13 protein-coding genes are annotated in these 13,734 nt (G+C 68.8%); 5 read left to right on the top strand and 8 right to left on the bottom strand.

The features are described 5' to 3' along the window. The 5 genes from E5679_RS10810 to E5679_RS10830 form a co-directional block, all read right to left on the bottom strand. A partial coding sequence (locus E5679_RS10810; RefSeq protein ID WP_171042335.1) for an SUMF1/EgtB/PvdO family nonheme iron enzyme occupies positions 1-349 on the bottom strand: 349 nt, incomplete at its 3' end. Between the two features lie 35 nt (positions 350-384). Beyond that, entirely contained in the window at positions 385-1,179 is a 795-nt protein-coding gene (locus E5679_RS10815) for an ABC transporter permease (RefSeq protein WP_138415671.1), read from the bottom strand. Beyond that, entirely contained in the window at positions 1,176-2,096 is a 921-nt protein-coding gene (locus tag E5679_RS10820; protein ID WP_138415673.1) for an ATP-binding cassette domain-containing protein, read from the bottom strand. The genes E5679_RS10815 and E5679_RS10820 overlap by 4 nt, the downstream gene beginning before the upstream one ends. Next, positions 2,093-2,959, bottom strand: coding sequence for a DUF4097 family beta strand repeat-containing protein (locus tag E5679_RS10825; RefSeq protein WP_138415675.1), 867 nt, complete (start codon positions 2,957-2,959; stop codon positions 2,093-2,095). Before E5679_RS10825 ends, E5679_RS10820 begins: the two co-directional genes overlap by 4 nt. A 72-nt stretch (positions 2,960-3,031) precedes the next feature. Further along, positions 3,032-3,568 (bottom strand): toxin-antitoxin system HicB family antitoxin, encoded by a 537-nt coding sequence (locus E5679_RS10830; RefSeq protein WP_138415678.1) that lies wholly within the window; start codon positions 3,566-3,568, stop codon positions 3,032-3,034. A gap of 190 nt (positions 3,569-3,758) precedes the next feature. On the opposite strand from E5679_RS10830, the gene E5679_RS10835 reads away from it, so the two are divergent. Further along, complete coding sequence (locus E5679_RS10835; protein ID WP_138415680.1) at positions 3,759-3,959, top strand: hypothetical protein; 201 nt, start codon at positions 3,759-3,761, stop codon at positions 3,957-3,959. Between the two features lie 132 nt (positions 3,960-4,091). Next, positions 4,092-4,883 (top strand): carbon-nitrogen hydrolase family protein, encoded by a 792-nt coding sequence (locus tag E5679_RS10840; protein ID WP_138415682.1) that lies wholly within the window; start codon positions 4,092-4,094, stop codon positions 4,881-4,883. Here the strand turns inward: E5679_RS10840 and E5679_RS10845 are convergent. Further along, positions 4,880-6,481 carry a PucR family transcriptional regulator gene (locus E5679_RS10845; RefSeq protein ID WP_138415683.1) on the bottom strand — a complete coding sequence of 534 codons (1,602 nt, stop codon included), beginning with the start codon at positions 6,479-6,481 and terminating at the stop codon, positions 4,880-4,882. The genes E5679_RS10840 and E5679_RS10845 overlap by 4 nt on opposite strands. Positions 6,482-6,580: 99 nt before the next feature. On the opposite strand from E5679_RS10845, the gene E5679_RS10850 reads away from it, so the two are divergent. Continuing rightward, positions 6,581-8,050: an APC family permease gene (locus E5679_RS10850; protein ID WP_138415685.1), complete on the top strand. Its 1,470-nt coding sequence runs from the start codon at positions 6,581-6,583 to the stop codon at positions 8,048-8,050. Between the two features lie 2 nt (positions 8,051-8,052). Continuing rightward, the gene (locus E5679_RS10855) at positions 8,053-9,765 is read left to right on the top strand and encodes a flavin monoamine oxidase family protein (protein ID WP_249336090.1); all 1,713 of its coding nucleotides are present in this window, start codon (positions 8,053-8,055) and stop codon (positions 9,763-9,765) included. 58 nt (positions 9,766-9,823) lie between these two features. Here the strand turns inward: E5679_RS10855 and ilvD are convergent, their stop codons facing one another. Continuing rightward, positions 9,824-11,671: a dihydroxy-acid dehydratase gene (gene ilvD, locus E5679_RS10860; RefSeq protein ID WP_138415687.1), complete on the bottom strand. Its 1,848-nt coding sequence runs from the start codon at positions 11,669-11,671 to the stop codon at positions 9,824-9,826. Positions 11,672-11,782: 111 nt separating this feature from the next. Between ilvD and E5679_RS10865 the strand changes: the two genes are divergently transcribed. Beyond that, positions 11,783-12,619 carry a helix-turn-helix transcriptional regulator gene (locus E5679_RS10865; RefSeq protein WP_138415689.1) on the top strand — a complete coding sequence of 279 codons (837 nt, stop codon included), beginning with the start codon at positions 11,783-11,785 and terminating at the stop codon, positions 12,617-12,619. Positions 12,620-12,649: 30 nt separating this feature from the next. On the opposite strand, the gene E5679_RS10870 is transcribed toward E5679_RS10865, so the two are convergent. Then, the gene (locus E5679_RS10870; RefSeq protein WP_138415691.1) at positions 12,650-13,687 is read right to left on the bottom strand and encodes a zinc-dependent alcohol dehydrogenase family protein; all 1,038 of its coding nucleotides are present in this window, start codon (positions 13,685-13,687) and stop codon (positions 12,650-12,652) included. Positions 13,688-13,734: the final 47 nt, after the last annotated feature.

Consider the following 13,734-nt stretch of genomic DNA (forward strand, 5'->3'; position numbering starts at 1 on the left):
CCTCCGCGGGCGCCTTGACGAGGAGGTGGAAGACGGCGGAGGAGTCGTACTGCTGGGCCTCGGTGCGGTAGCCGGTGGCCTCGACGAAGGCGGCGAACATCTGGTTCGTCACCGTTGTGGCGTCGATCCGGAAGCCGCCGAGTTCCACCTCGTGGACCGGTGTCTCCCCGTCCGTGGCGTACCCCTCCCCGAACGCGTCCCCCATCTGGAAGACCCCCGAGGGAACCGCGACGTCTTCATGGCGCGCGGCCCCCTGCTGCGGCTTGCCGAGCTGTACCTGCACGGCGCCGCCGCTCGGGCGTTGGGGAGCGCAGCAGCTTGCGTGGCTGCCGTCGTCGGCTGCATTCATGGTTGCCTCTCGGCGTTCTAGGGCTTCCCTCGAATCTACACCGACTTGCGCTCGTAGAGCCTCCGGGCCCAGGCGTAGCCGAGCGCGATGAACCCCGTGCACCAGATCAGCGACCACCAGCCGTCGCCGGCGCTCGGCGCCCGCCCTGCCAGCAGGGCGCGGGCGGTCTCGATGAACGGCGTGAACGGTTGCGCGTCTGCGAACCATTGCAGCCAGCCCGGCATCGAGGCGGTCGGGACGAAGCCACTGCCGAGGAAGGGCAGGAGCGTGAAGATCATGGGCCAGTTGCTCGCGGCTTCGACAGTCTTGCTGCTCATCCCCATCGCGACGGCGACCCAGGATATCGAATAGCACACCAGTGCCAGGAAGGCGGCGAGCACGAGCCAAGCCAGTGGCCCGGCCGCCGGGCGGAACCCCATGAGCAGCCCGACGCCCAGGACGATCGCGAGGCAGAGGAGCCCTTGGACGGTATTGCCCAGAACGTGGCCGTTGAGGACCGCGGCCCGCGAAATCGCCATCGAGCGGAAGCGGGCCACGATCCCTTCCGTCATGTCCTGGGCGATCCCGATCGACGCACCGTTCGCAATCCCGGCCACGCCGATCAGGAGGATGCCCGGAACCACGTACGCGAGGTACTGCTGGCTCGCGCCGTTGCCGCCGCCGGGCAGTCCAGCGCCGAGCGTGCCGCCGAACACATAGACGAACAGCAGCAGGAGCAGCACCGGAATCCCGATCACGAAGACTGTGAGCCCCGGATAGCGCAGCATGTGGAGCAGATTGCGGCGGAACATCGTCGCCGAATCGGCGGCGGTCGTGGCGATGTTGGTCATGATTCCTCCCGGGTGGAGGCGGTCGCAGGGGCCGCTGCGGATTCTGAGGACGACGACGGCGGATTGCCTGTGAGCGCGAAGAAGACGTCGTCGAGGCTCGGGGTGCGCAGACTCGCGGTGGCGAGCTGATCGCCGTCGATCTCGTCCAGCACCCGACGGAGCCCGCCGACCGTCCCGTCGATGGGGATCTCGGGGCGCGCGGTCCCGTCCCTATCGGTGACGACGAGCACCTCGGTGCCGACCCGCGCCTTGAGCTCGGAGGGTGTGCCCTCGCCGACGATGCGGCCGTGGTCGAGCACGACGACGCGATCGGCCACGCGGTCGGCCTCCTCGAGGTACTGGGTCGTCAGGAAGATCGTGACGCCGTCGTCGAGCAGTTCGCGGACGATCTCCCACATCGTCTGGCGGCTCCGGGGATCGAGGCCTGTGGTGGGCTCATCGAGGAACACGATCTGGGGCGTTCCGACGAGCGTCATCGCGAGGTCGAGGCGGCGCTTCATCCCGCCCGAGTAGGTGATGAGCGGCTTGCGCGCCACGTCAGTCAGATCGAAGCGTTCGAGCAGTTCGGCGACCCGCTGCCGTCCGGCGCGGGAACCGAGATGGCGGAGGTCGGCCATGAGCCGAAGGTTCTCCTCGCCCGTGAGCAGGCCGTCGACGGCGGCGAACTGACCGGTGAGTCCAATGGCGCTCCGCACTCCCTGTGGGTCCCGGAGCAGGTCGTGGCCGGCGATCGTCGCGGTTCCCCCGTCCGGCCGGACGAGGGTCGAGAGGATGTGAACCGCCGTGGTCTTGCCCGCCCCGTTCGGGCCGAGAAGCGCGAGGACGGTCCCTGCGGCGACGGTGAGGTCTACGCCGTCGAGCACCGTCTGGCCGCGGTAGCGCTTGGTGATCCCGCGGGCTGCGATTGCAGTCGTCATGGCATTGTTTCCTTTCTCATGCGCGAGCCGGCGCGACGGACGACGACGTCGGCCCAGGTGGAGCGCAGGCGGAGTTCGACCGTGCGGCCGCTCGACGCGGCATCCGCGTCTGGAGTCAGTTCATTGCGGACAGCGCCGTGCAGAGATGAGGCGTCGAGCCAGGCGGCAAGGCCCGCGGGGACGCCAACCTCCACTTCGGCGTAGCCGTTCTCGAGCCGGATCGAGCCGCCGTTCACCTCGCGCACGCGGATGGCGCCGTGCGCGCTCTTGGCGGTGACGTCGTCGAGCGCTCGATCAATGGTGAGAGGCCCGGATGTGGTGACCTCGACCGGGCCAGCCGTGATGCCCAAGTCGATGGTGCCGTGGGATCCGCGCAAACGCGCCTCGCCGTCGACGCGGCCGATCCGCACTTGGCCGTGCCCGAGGTTCGCGTCAAGGCGCCCGGCCACGTGCTCGATGTCGACGGTTCCGTAGGGCGAGACGAGCACGAGGCCGTGGATGGTGTCCCCGGTGACGGTGCCGTATTTGGCGGTGATGCTGCACTCGCCGAGCTCGCCGCGGGTGCGGACCGAGCCGTAGGCGCTTTCGACGTCGACCCTCGAGCCGCGGGGCAGCTCGATGCGGACGTCAACGGAGTCGCTGGGACCGAACAGATTGCGCCGGCGCGGGAGGCGGACGCGGAGCCTGTCCGCCTCGAAGGTGATGGCGGCCTCCTCGGCGAGCGAGATGTCGCCGCTGCGGCCGGGGTTCGTCGGGACCACCTCGGCGAAGACTTCGTTGCGGTCGGAAGCGACCACTTCGACGTGGCCAACACCGAGGTCGATGGCGGCGTCAATGGGGCCGGCTGCTTCGTATCGGGGCATGAGGGACCTCCTTTTGGGCAGGACGGATCAGTCCCGGTGCCTGCGGGACTGCTGGTGGGGTGCCGGCCGGGGTTAGCTGACCCAGCCGGTGAAACTGTCTCCGGAGCGCGTCTCCCGCTGCGCGGAGCGGCGGCTCTTGGGCTCGAGGGCGGCCGCGATGGCGCGGACCAGCCAGGCGTTGAGGGAAAGCCCATCCTGCGCGGCGGCCCGTTCAACACGGGCCTTCAGCTGATCGGGCAGGCGCAGGGTGGTGCGGGAGGTGACGGTGTCGTCGAAGGCGTCGGCATTCGCCTGGCCGCCGTCGTTTCCCGTCTCGGCCGCCGCAGCGTGCGACGGCGTCCTGGGGGTGTCAGCGAACTCGGCCGCCGGGGGCGGTGACACCACGAACTCCGGGTCGCGACCCCGAAGACGCACGTCGACCGACCCGGGAGCCAGCTCACGCGTGATCTCGCTCGCCGCATCGCTGAGCGCTTCGAGAAGCGCGAGCCGGGCTGCTGATTCCAGCCCGAAGCTCAGCTGCTCGGCCAGACCGCGGGCTTCCTCTCCCCGTGCCTCCAAGGAGGCAGCGAGCTGGGACCGAAGGTCGGCGACGTAACGATCGAGATCCATGACGCCATCATGACACCACGGTGGTGTCATGACAAGGTGCAGTGGTGTCGCTCTTCTCGTTGCGCGGTCACGTCTGCTGGATGTGCTGGGGGCGGGTGGGGCCCGAACCTGCGGAGGTGACGGCGCAACGTGTGGGGGTACGGCGTGTCATTCGTCGGATAGCAAGGGTGTGGCGCCCTATCTTCGTCTCATGGCTGAGCTCAACGTCCTCGACGACGTGTCGATCGCGGATCAGGCACGCGAGATCCTGTCTGCGCTGCTTGTCGATCCCGTGCTGGGCGAGGACGTGAAGGACGTCCTCCGTCGCCGGATGGCGGATCGTCCTGATCAGCCGGACAAAGTTCTCTTCGAGCACCTCCTCGAGAGCCGGAAGCCCACCCAGGGGCGGTAGATCCCGCGCAGCGGCGAGGTAGGTGGTCCTTTAGCACCTCGGTGCCTTGGTCGTGGTGCAAAGCGTCCACAGACCGACGCCCCGCACCCGACCTACTCTGGAGCCTTCACCCACCGTGGAGGAAGGGGACGGATGCGTCTCGCGCTCATGCAGGCACAGTCGGCGGTGCTCGACGTCGCCAGCAATCTCGAGGTCATCGACCGTAGCGCGGCTGAGGCCAGTGCGGCAGGAGCCGAGCTTCTCCTGACCCCGGAGCTGTTCCCGGTGGGCTACGCACCGCGCCGGCTCCGAAAGGAACTCGCTCCCGAAACGCTTCCGGAAATCCACGCCTCGTTGGAGGGCCTCGCGCGCGCCCACGGAATCGCTCTCCTCTACAGCCTCCCCGAGGTCGTTGACGGGGAATGGCGCATCACGGCGACCCTCGTGGACGCGAGCGGTACGCGACGCGTGCATTACGCGAAGGTGCACCTCTTCGGCACCGAGGAGCAGGAGGTCTTCAGCCCCGGAAGTGCGCCACCCGTCGTCGTCGACTTCGGCGGCCTCCGGCTGGGCATCGCCATCTGCTACGACGTCGAGTTCCCCGAGAGCGCCCGCGCCGCAGCTCTGCAGGGCGCGCAGGCCCTGCTCGTCCCCACCGCGATGTCCACCGGATACGAGAAGGTCCAGCGCCGGCTCATTCCCACGCGGGCTCTGGAGAGCCAACTGTACGTCGCCTACGCCAATCATTGCGGGAGCGAAGACGGCCTCGAGCTGGCGGGGCTCAGTGTGATCGCCGATCCCTTCGGCGAGGTCGTCGGTCAGGCTGGAGCCGAGCAGGAACTGCTGTTCGCCGACGTGGACCCCTCGGTGGCCGTGGCCGCCCGGAGTGACGTGCCCTATCTGGACGACCGTCGCCCCGAGCTGTACCGGGAGTGGAATCTCTAGAGGAAGCGAAGGGCCATCCACAGCTCGGCGCGGACTCCCGCGTCATTGAGGTCCCTCCCGAGCAGCTCGGAGACCGCTCCGATATGCCGCCGCACGCTGTTGCGGTGCAGCCCGAGCGTCGATGCGGACGCGTCCCAGGAGCCGTTCGCCTCGAGCCACGCGCGGAGCACACGGAGGAGGAGTTCCCCGCGGGGCGCGCTGAGCTCGGTCAGTGGAGCGAGCAGCTCCCGCGCGAGGAGCTTGCCGGCTTCGGGTGGGAGGAGAGCTGCGAACGACGGCGCCACCTCCTCGGCGCTGATGCTCCGCCGCTCGTCCAAGGCTCTGGGCAGCACCGAGAGAGCTTGATCGCGCAGGTCGGAGTACGTGCCCGCTCCCGCGGCCGCGACCTGCGCCCCGGGACTGACCGCCACAACATACCCGGCCTTCTCTGCCGCCGCGAAGGACTCGGCGGACGGGTGGACCCGAGTCAGGGCCACGAGGTGGCCGCCTTCGTGGATGACGAGTTTGGTGTCCCAGAGCCGCCTCCACTGCAGCACCTCGGGAAGGATGTCGAGCCCGCCGGGGCGGGCGGCCGGCGCAGATTCGGCCTTCCAATCCGGCCGGGCTCCGACGACGACGCGCACCGGCGCCCTGCGCGGCCCTCCGACGCTCTCGGCCAGCAGCCGTTCGGCGATCTGGTCGGGCAGCCCCTCGGCCCCGAGCAACAGGGCGGCGGCGAGCTGGCTCGGCGAGAGATCGCCGGCTGTGCGCTGACGGGCGAGGACTTCCAGGAGTCCGACGGCGGTCGTGACAATGCTGTGTTCGGTGGGGGCGAGGGGACGCGGAACGACCAGGACGAGTGCGCCGAGGGTGGCCTCCGAGGTCCGCCCCGAGGCACGCCCGCTCCGGAGGGGGAAGGACACCACCTCGCCTGATTCGGTCCCGCGGTGCTCGACGCGGGCGCCGGAGCCCGCGAGCGTCGCCTCAAGCGCATCCGCGACTGCGGCAGCCTCCGATTCGGCGCCGTGGCCCTTCCATGTGCCAGCCGTGAAGCGGAGCTGGCCGCGGGCCCCGTAGAGCTCAAGCCTCGCTCCGACCCGTCGCGAGAGCGCCGTCAGCAGATCCTGTTCGGGCCTCTCGCCCAGGACCGAGCGCAGGAGCTGGCGGCTCATGTCCGCGACGTCGCGGAGCATCCTGGCGCTCTCGGATTCGAGCAGGCGCGAGAACGTCAGCCCGATCGCCGCGAACGGCAGCGTCGGCGGGATCTCCCACAGCGTGAGGCCCTGCCGTGAGCAGGCCTCGACGAGGCCTGCCGGGACTTCGCTGAAGTACGGCTCGAGGCCGAATCCGAGTGCCGAGACCTCCGCCGCCACGAGCCGGCGCACGAAGGCATCCGCGTCCACGGCCTCGGTCCCCTGGCGTCGGAGGGGGAGGCCAGAGGTCAGCAGCAGCTCGTGGTCGAGGAGATAGGGCGTGGGATCGTCGAGATCGCTTGGCTCCACCCAGCGCAAGGGCTGGTCGCCGGCGTCGTGAATGACACGGATGTCGTCGGGCAGCTGGGCCAGAAAACCCGAAACCGTGAGGCTGGGTCCCTCAGGCAACGGTGCGTTGAATCCCACAGGTCTCAATTCTAGGTCACTTTGCACCGAGCTGAGAGCTGCCTCACACGCCTAGCCTTGTGAGCGGACATCGACACCTACACAGATAGAGGCTGTCCCATGAGCACCATGACTGAGGCGCGCGAGGACTCGAAGACGAGCCTTGCCCGCCAACTCCTCCGCCGCAAGTCCATCCTCCAGATGGAGTCCGAGGCCGAAGACCACCGCGGCGGCACCCTCCGACGCAGCTTCGGGGTCCTGCAGCTGACCATGATCAGCGTCGGTGCCACGCTCGGCACCGGGATCCTGGTGATCCTCGGCGAGGCCGTGCCTGTCGCAGGGCCCGCCGTCTGGATCTCCTTCGTGGTGGCCGGCATCGCCGCCCTGCTCTCCGCCGTCAGCTACGCGGAGATGGCGGGCATGGTCCCCGTCGCGGGATCGAGCTATTCGTACTCGTACGCCACCCTGGGTGAGGGCATGGCGTGGGTGTGCGGCTGGTGCCTGGTCCTCGAGTACGCGGTTTCCGTCGCCGCGGTCGCGGTCGGAGCCGGCCAGTACGTCAACGAGACGCTGAGCGTGATCGGAGTCCAGCTCCCCGATGCGCTCTCCCAGCCACCCGGGGGAGGCGGGATGCTGAACATCCCGGCCCTCGTCGTCGTCCTCCTCGCGACTCTCCTGCTGGTGCGCGGCGCGAAGGAGAGCGCGGTGGTCAACACGGTGATCGTGGCCGTGAAGATCGTGATCCTCGTCTTCTTCTGCGCGGTGGCCTTCACCGCGTTCGACGCCGGCCACTTCGCTCCGCTTATGCCCATGGGCGCCGCAGGAGTGAGCGCTGCCGCCTCCAAGGTCTTCTTCTCCTACATCGGCTTCGACGCCGCCTCCACCGCAGGGGAGGAGGCGCGCAACCCGAAGCGCGACATGCCGCGGGCGATCCTGCTCTCCATGCTCATCGTCACGACCCTCTACGTCCTCGTGGCCGTCGCCGCGATCGGCGCCAAGGACTGGCAGTGGTTCGGCGACAGCGAGGCCGCGCTGGTCCAGATCCTGGACCAGCTCACGGGGCAGGCGTGGATCGCCGTCGTCTTCGCCGTGGGCGCGGTCCTGGCGATCTGCTCCGTGGTGCTCACCGTGCTCTATGGCCAGACGCGCATCCTCCTGACCATGTCCCGGGATGGCCTGGTCCCGGCCATCTTCGGCCGGGTTTCGCCGAAGACCGGCACTCCGGTGGCGGGGACCTGGATCGTCGGCGTCCTGGTGGCCCTGACCGCGGCGTTCGTCCCCCTCGGGGCCCTTGCCGACGCGACCAGCATCGGAACCCTCTTCGCCTTCGCCCTCGTGAACGTGGCCGTCATCATCCTCAGGGTGACCAGGCCCGGGATGGCCAGGACCTACCGCGTCCCGCTCTTCCCGATCGTCCCGGTCCTGGGCGCCCTCACTTGCGCCTTCCTCATGGCCAACCTCGACGGCGTCACGTGGCTCGTGTTCGGGGGGTGGATGGTGCTCGGCACTGCCTTCTACTTCGCCTACGGCCGTCGCAACTCCCGCGTCGGAACCCGGCCCGAATCCCAAGAGCAGGAAGCACTCGCATGACCATGGCAGCACAGCCTGCAGACTTCGGCGGGGCACACGAGTCCGGCCTCCCGGTGACCATGCTGAACCCCGACTTCCCGTTCAGCTACGACCACTACCTCGCCCATCCCGCCGGTCTGGGAAGCGTCCCCGAAGAGCTGCACGGGACGGAGGTCGCGATCATCGGGGCGGGACTCTCCGGCCTCGTCACGGCCTACGAGCTCATGAAGCTCGGCCTCAAGCCCGTGGTCTACGAGGCCGACCAGATTGGGGGCCGCCTCCGCACGGCAGCCTTCTCAAGTGCCGGGGAGGTGACCGCCGACCTCGGCGGCATGCGCTTCCCCGAGTCCGGACGAGCGCTCTACCACTACATCGACCTCCTCGGCCTCGAGACCCGCGAGTTCCCCAACCCGCTCGCTCCCGCCACCTCGAGCACCGTGATCGAGCTCGCCGGGGAGAAGTTCTACGCCGAGACCTCCGGGGACCTCCCGAAGTTCTTCCACGAGGTCGCGGCCGCCTGGAAGGCGGCGCTGCGGGACGAAGCGCACTTCGACCAGATGCAGGAGGCCATCCGCACCCGCAACACCCGGCGGGTCAAGGAACTCTGGGACTCGCTCGTCGAGGTCTTCGACGAGGAGAGCTTCTACGGCTTCATCGCGAACAGCAAGGCCTTCAAGGACGCAGGGTTCGCGCACCGCGAGGCGTTCGGCCAGGTGGGCTTCGGCACCGGCGGGTGGGACACCGACTTCCCGAACTCGATCCTGGAAATCCTCCGAGTGGTCTACACCGACGCCGACGACCGTCACCGGCTCATCGTAGGCGGAGCGCAAAGGCTGCCGCAGGCGCTGTGGAACCATGCGCCGTCGGACATCGTGCACTGGCCCGCAGGGACCTCCCTCGCCTCGCTCCACGGCGGGGCGCCGCGCGGCGCCGTCGGGCGCGTCGCCCGGTCCCACAGCCCGGCGACGCCCCCCGGGGAGAGCGCGCCGATCGTCGTCGCCGAGCGCTGGGGCATGGAGCGCAGCTATCCCGCCGTCGTCGCAACCTGCCAGTCGTGGCTCCTCTCGACCCGCCTCGACACGGAGGAGGCCCTCTTCCCAGCCGAGCACTGGACCGCCATCGAGCGCTCGCACTACATGCAGTCGTCGAAGACCTTCGTCATGGTCGACCGGCCCTTCTGGAAGGACCTGGATCCTGAGACGGGGCGCGAGACCATGTCGATGACTCTCACCGACCGGCTCAACCGGGCGACGTACCTCCTCGACAACGGCCCCGACAAGCCGGGCGTCATCCTGCTCTCGTACACGTGGAACGACGACGCCCTCAAGTGGCTCGCCCTCGACGGCGAGCAGCGGGTCGAGCTCATGCTGCACTCGCTTGAGAAGATCTACCCCGGGGTGGACATCCGCAGCCACATCATCGGCCAGCCCATCACCGTCTCCTGGGAGGCGGACCCCAACTTCATGGGCGCCTTCAAGGCAAACCTTCCCGGCCACTACCGATACCAGCAGAGGCTCTACACCCACTTCGAGCAATCGGGGCTCGATGCCGGGCACCGCGGCATCTTCCTCGCGGGCGACGACATCTCCTGGACGGCCGGATGGGCAGAAGGCGCGGTGACCACCGCGCTCAACGCCGTGTGGGGAGTGGTCAATCACCTCGGCGGGTCGTCCCACCCGGCCAACCCGGGTCCGGGGCAATTCCTTGCCGAGCTGGGCCCGGTGCAGCTGGACTAGCGCGGCGCCAGCTTCCCCGGCGGGTGCAGCACGCTTGCGGCACCCGCCGGGCGAGAGGCTAGCCGAGCAGGGAAACGTCCCGGACGGCTCCCTTGTCGGCGGAGAGGGCCATGGCCGCGTAGGCTCGCAGCGCGGTTGACACGGTGCGCTCGCGGTTCTTCGGCGTGAATCCGCCGCTCGCTTCGAGCCGGGCGCGGCGCTCGGCGAGGACCTCCGGGGCGACGTCGAGGTGGATCCGGCGCTCGTGGATGTCGATCTCGATCAGGTCCCCATCCTCGACCAGGGCGATCGTCCCGCCCGCGGCCGCCTCGGGGGACACATGCCCGATGGAAAGGCCGGACGTGCCTCCGGAGAAGCGGCCGTCGGTGATGAGCGCACACTGGGCGCCCAGCCCGCGGCCCTTCAGGAACGACGTCGGGTAGAGCATCTCCTGCATCCCCGGCCCTCCGCGCGGCCCTTCATAGCGGACGACGACGACGTCCCCCGCCTTGACACGCTTGTTCAGGATGATGTCGCAGGCTTCTTCCTGGGAGTCCACCACAATGGCGGGGCCGCTGAATTTCAGGATGGATTCGTCGACTCCCGCCGTTTTCACCACACAGCCGTCCACGGCGAGATTTCCGCGCAGAATGGCGAGGCCGCCGTCGGCCGAATAGGCATGGGCGACATCCCGGATGCAGCCCGACGCGGCGTCGAGGTCGAGGCTTTCCCATCGTTCCGACTGGGAGAAGGCCGACGACGACCGCACTCCGCCCGGGGCCGCATGGAAGAGCTCGATTGCCTCGGGATCCGGCGCCTCCCCACGGATGTCCCACTGCAGGAGCCAGGCCTTGAGCGATGGCGCGTGCACTGAGTGGACGTCCTCGTTGAGGAGCCCGGCGCGGTGCAGTTCGCCGAGGATCGCGGGCATGCCGCCGGCGCGGTGCACGTCTTCCATGAGGTAGGACCCGTTGGGCGCGACCTTGCAGAGGCAGGGGACCCGCCGGGAAAGGCGGTCGATCTCCTCGAGGCCGTAATCGACTTCGGCCTCGTGGGCGGCTGCGAGCAGGTGCAGGATCGTGTTCGTCGATCCGCCCATCGCAATGTCCAGGGCCATCGCGTTCTCGAAGGCCGCCGGGGTGGCGATGGATCGCGGGAGGACGGTAGCGTCGTCGTCGTCGTAGTAGCGGTGGGCGAGCTCGACGATCGTGGAGCCGGCCTTCTCGTACAGGGCGCGCCGCGCAGTGTGGGTGGCCAGCGTCGAGCCGTTGCCGGGCAGGGAGAGCCCGAGCGCCTCGGTGAGGCAGTTCATCGAGTTTGCTGTGAACATTCCCGAGCACGAACCACAGGTGGGGCACGCGGCCTCCTCCACGGCAGCGGCGTCGGCGTCCGAGACCTGCTCGGAGACGGCGTCGGTCATTGCGTTGACGAGGTGCAGTCGCTTGCGGACAGTTCCGTCGACGAGAACTGCGGTGCCGCCCTCCATAGGGCCGCCCGAAACGAAGACCGTCGGAATGTTCAGCCGAAGGGCAGCCATGAGCATTCCGGGCGTGATCTTGTCGCAGTTCGAAATGCAGACGAGGGCGTCGGCGCGGTGCGCCTCCACCATGTATTCGACAGAGTCGGCGATCAGATCCCGGGACGGCAGGGAATAGAGCATGCCGGAATGGCCCATGGCAATGCCGTCATCGACCGCGATCGTGTTGAACTCGCGGGCAATTCCGCCGGCGGCATTGATGGCGTCGGAAACAATGCGGCCCACGGGCTGCAAATGAGTGTGACCGGGGACGAATTCGGTGAAGCTGTTGGCGACCGCGATGATCGGCTTGCCGAAATCCTCTCGGGCCACGCCGGCTGCGCGCAGCAATGCGCGGGCGCCGGCCATATTGCGGCCATGGGTCACAGTGCGGGAACGAAGTGCAGGCATAGGACGAATGCTTTCGCAGCCCGGCGAGAACCTGAAGACGGCTCTGCTCCTAGGAGGCTCTGCTCCTAGGAGGATCCGCTTCTAGTAGTACGGGTACTAGGCTTGAACACCATGACGGACGCAGCCCAGCGGCGCCGGGAACTCGGCCTCTTCCTCAAAGCCAGGCGCGCACAGGCGCTGCGTTCCGACTACGGACTGCCGCCGGTGGGGCGCACCCGCGAGAAGGGCCTGCGGCGGGAGGAGGTCGCCTTCCTCTCGGCCATCAGCGTCACCTGGTACACGTGGCTCGAACAGGGCCGGGAGATCTCCCCGTCGCGCCAGGTCCTCGAAACGCTGGCGCGCACGCTCCGGCTCTCGGAGACGGAACGCGCGTACGTCCTCTCGCTCGCGGGGTACGTCTCCGTGCCTCCCTCGGGCACCGCCGTCGCCGACGTTCCTCCGCACGTTCAACGCCTCCTCGACGCCCTGGACCCGAATCCGTCGTTCGCCCTGGCCCCGGACTGGGGCGTCGAAGGCTGGAACCGAGGCTATGCGGCGCTGTACCCCAACATCGCCACAGTTCCCTCGGCCGAGAGGAACCTGCTGTGGCTTGTCTTCACGGACCCTTACGTCCGCAGCCTGCTCCCGGACTGGGACGTCACCAGCAGCCGGTTCGCCTCCGAATTCCGCGCCGAAGCGGGCCCCCGTCTGGGCGACCCCAAGATCAGCTACCAGATCGAGAAGCTCAAGGACGCCAGCCCGGAGTTCCGCGATACGTGGGCCCGGCACGACATCCTCGGCTTCGAATCGCGGGAACGGCTCTTCCACCACCCGGCCGTGGGCGTCCTCCGCTTCGAGCACCATCAGGTCTCACCGTCGGATCGCCCGGACCTCCACATCGTCGTCTACACGCCCGCGCCGGGCAGCGACGCAGCGGAACAGATGCAGCTGCTCATGAAGCTTGCGTAGCCACCCGATCTCCCCGCGCTCGCTCGTGATTCACCCCCGCGGATCGATCATCGTCATCCCTGCGACATTCGCCGTGTCGAATTCAGGCAGCAGCCGAGCAGCCTCCTCGAGGCCAATAACCCGCTCGATGAGCCTCTGCGGCTGCAATGCCCCCGAAGCGATGAGGGCCAGCATTCCGGGGTAGTCCGCCGCTGCCATGCCGTGGCTGCCGAAGACGTCGAGCTCCCACGCGATGACCCGTGCCATCGGCACGCGAGGATGCCCGTCCACGGGCGGAAGGAGGCCGATCTGGACGTGCCGCCCCCGCCGCCGCAGGCTGAGGAGGGCGTCAGCGCAGGTCTGCTCGCTGCCGACGGCGTCGACGGACACATGCGCGCCGCCGCCCGTGAGGGAGTGGACCTGGGCGGGGAGGTCGGAACCGTCGGCGAGCAGCACATGGTCCGCCCCGAGCGACGAGGCCGCCTTGAGGGCGGCCGAATGACGGTCGATGGCGATCACCTTGCCTCCGAGTGCCTTCGCGATCATGACGGCGCTGAGCCCCACGCCGCCAGCGCCCACAACGGTGACCCACTCGCCCGCGGATAGACCGGCGCGCCCCGTCAGGGCCCGATACGCGGTCGCGAAGCGGCAGCCGAGGCTAGCCGCGGCCTCGAAGCTCACTTCCTCGGGGATCGCCACGAGATTCGTATCGGCCGCGTGGATCACCACCCGCTGGGCGAAGGAGCCCCAATGCGTGAAGCCGGGCTGCTGCTGATCGGGGCAGACTTGGGCGTTGCCCGAGAGGCACCACTCGCAGACGCCGCAGCCCTCGACGAACGGGGCGGTGACCCGGTCGCCCACGGCCCACTTCGTCACGCCAGGGCCCACCGCCGCAACAACCCCGGCGAACTCATGCCCGGGAACGTGGGGCAGCACGATCTCGTCGTGGCCCACCCACGCGTGCCAGTCGCTGCGGCACAGACCGGTAGCGACGACGTCGATCACCACCCCGCCCTCCGGCAGCTTTGGCTCGGCTACTTCGCGGACGGCAAGCGGTCCGGCGATTTCATCCATCACGATCGCGCGCACCAACCCTGCCTATCATCAAGCCACCTGCCCACGCTATTGAGGAGGCC

Origin of the sequence: Sinomonas gamaensis, from assembly GCF_005876955.1 — a bacterium.
GTDB classification, from domain to species: Bacteria; Actinomycetota; Actinomycetes; order Actinomycetales; family Micrococcaceae; genus Sinomonas; species Sinomonas gamaensis.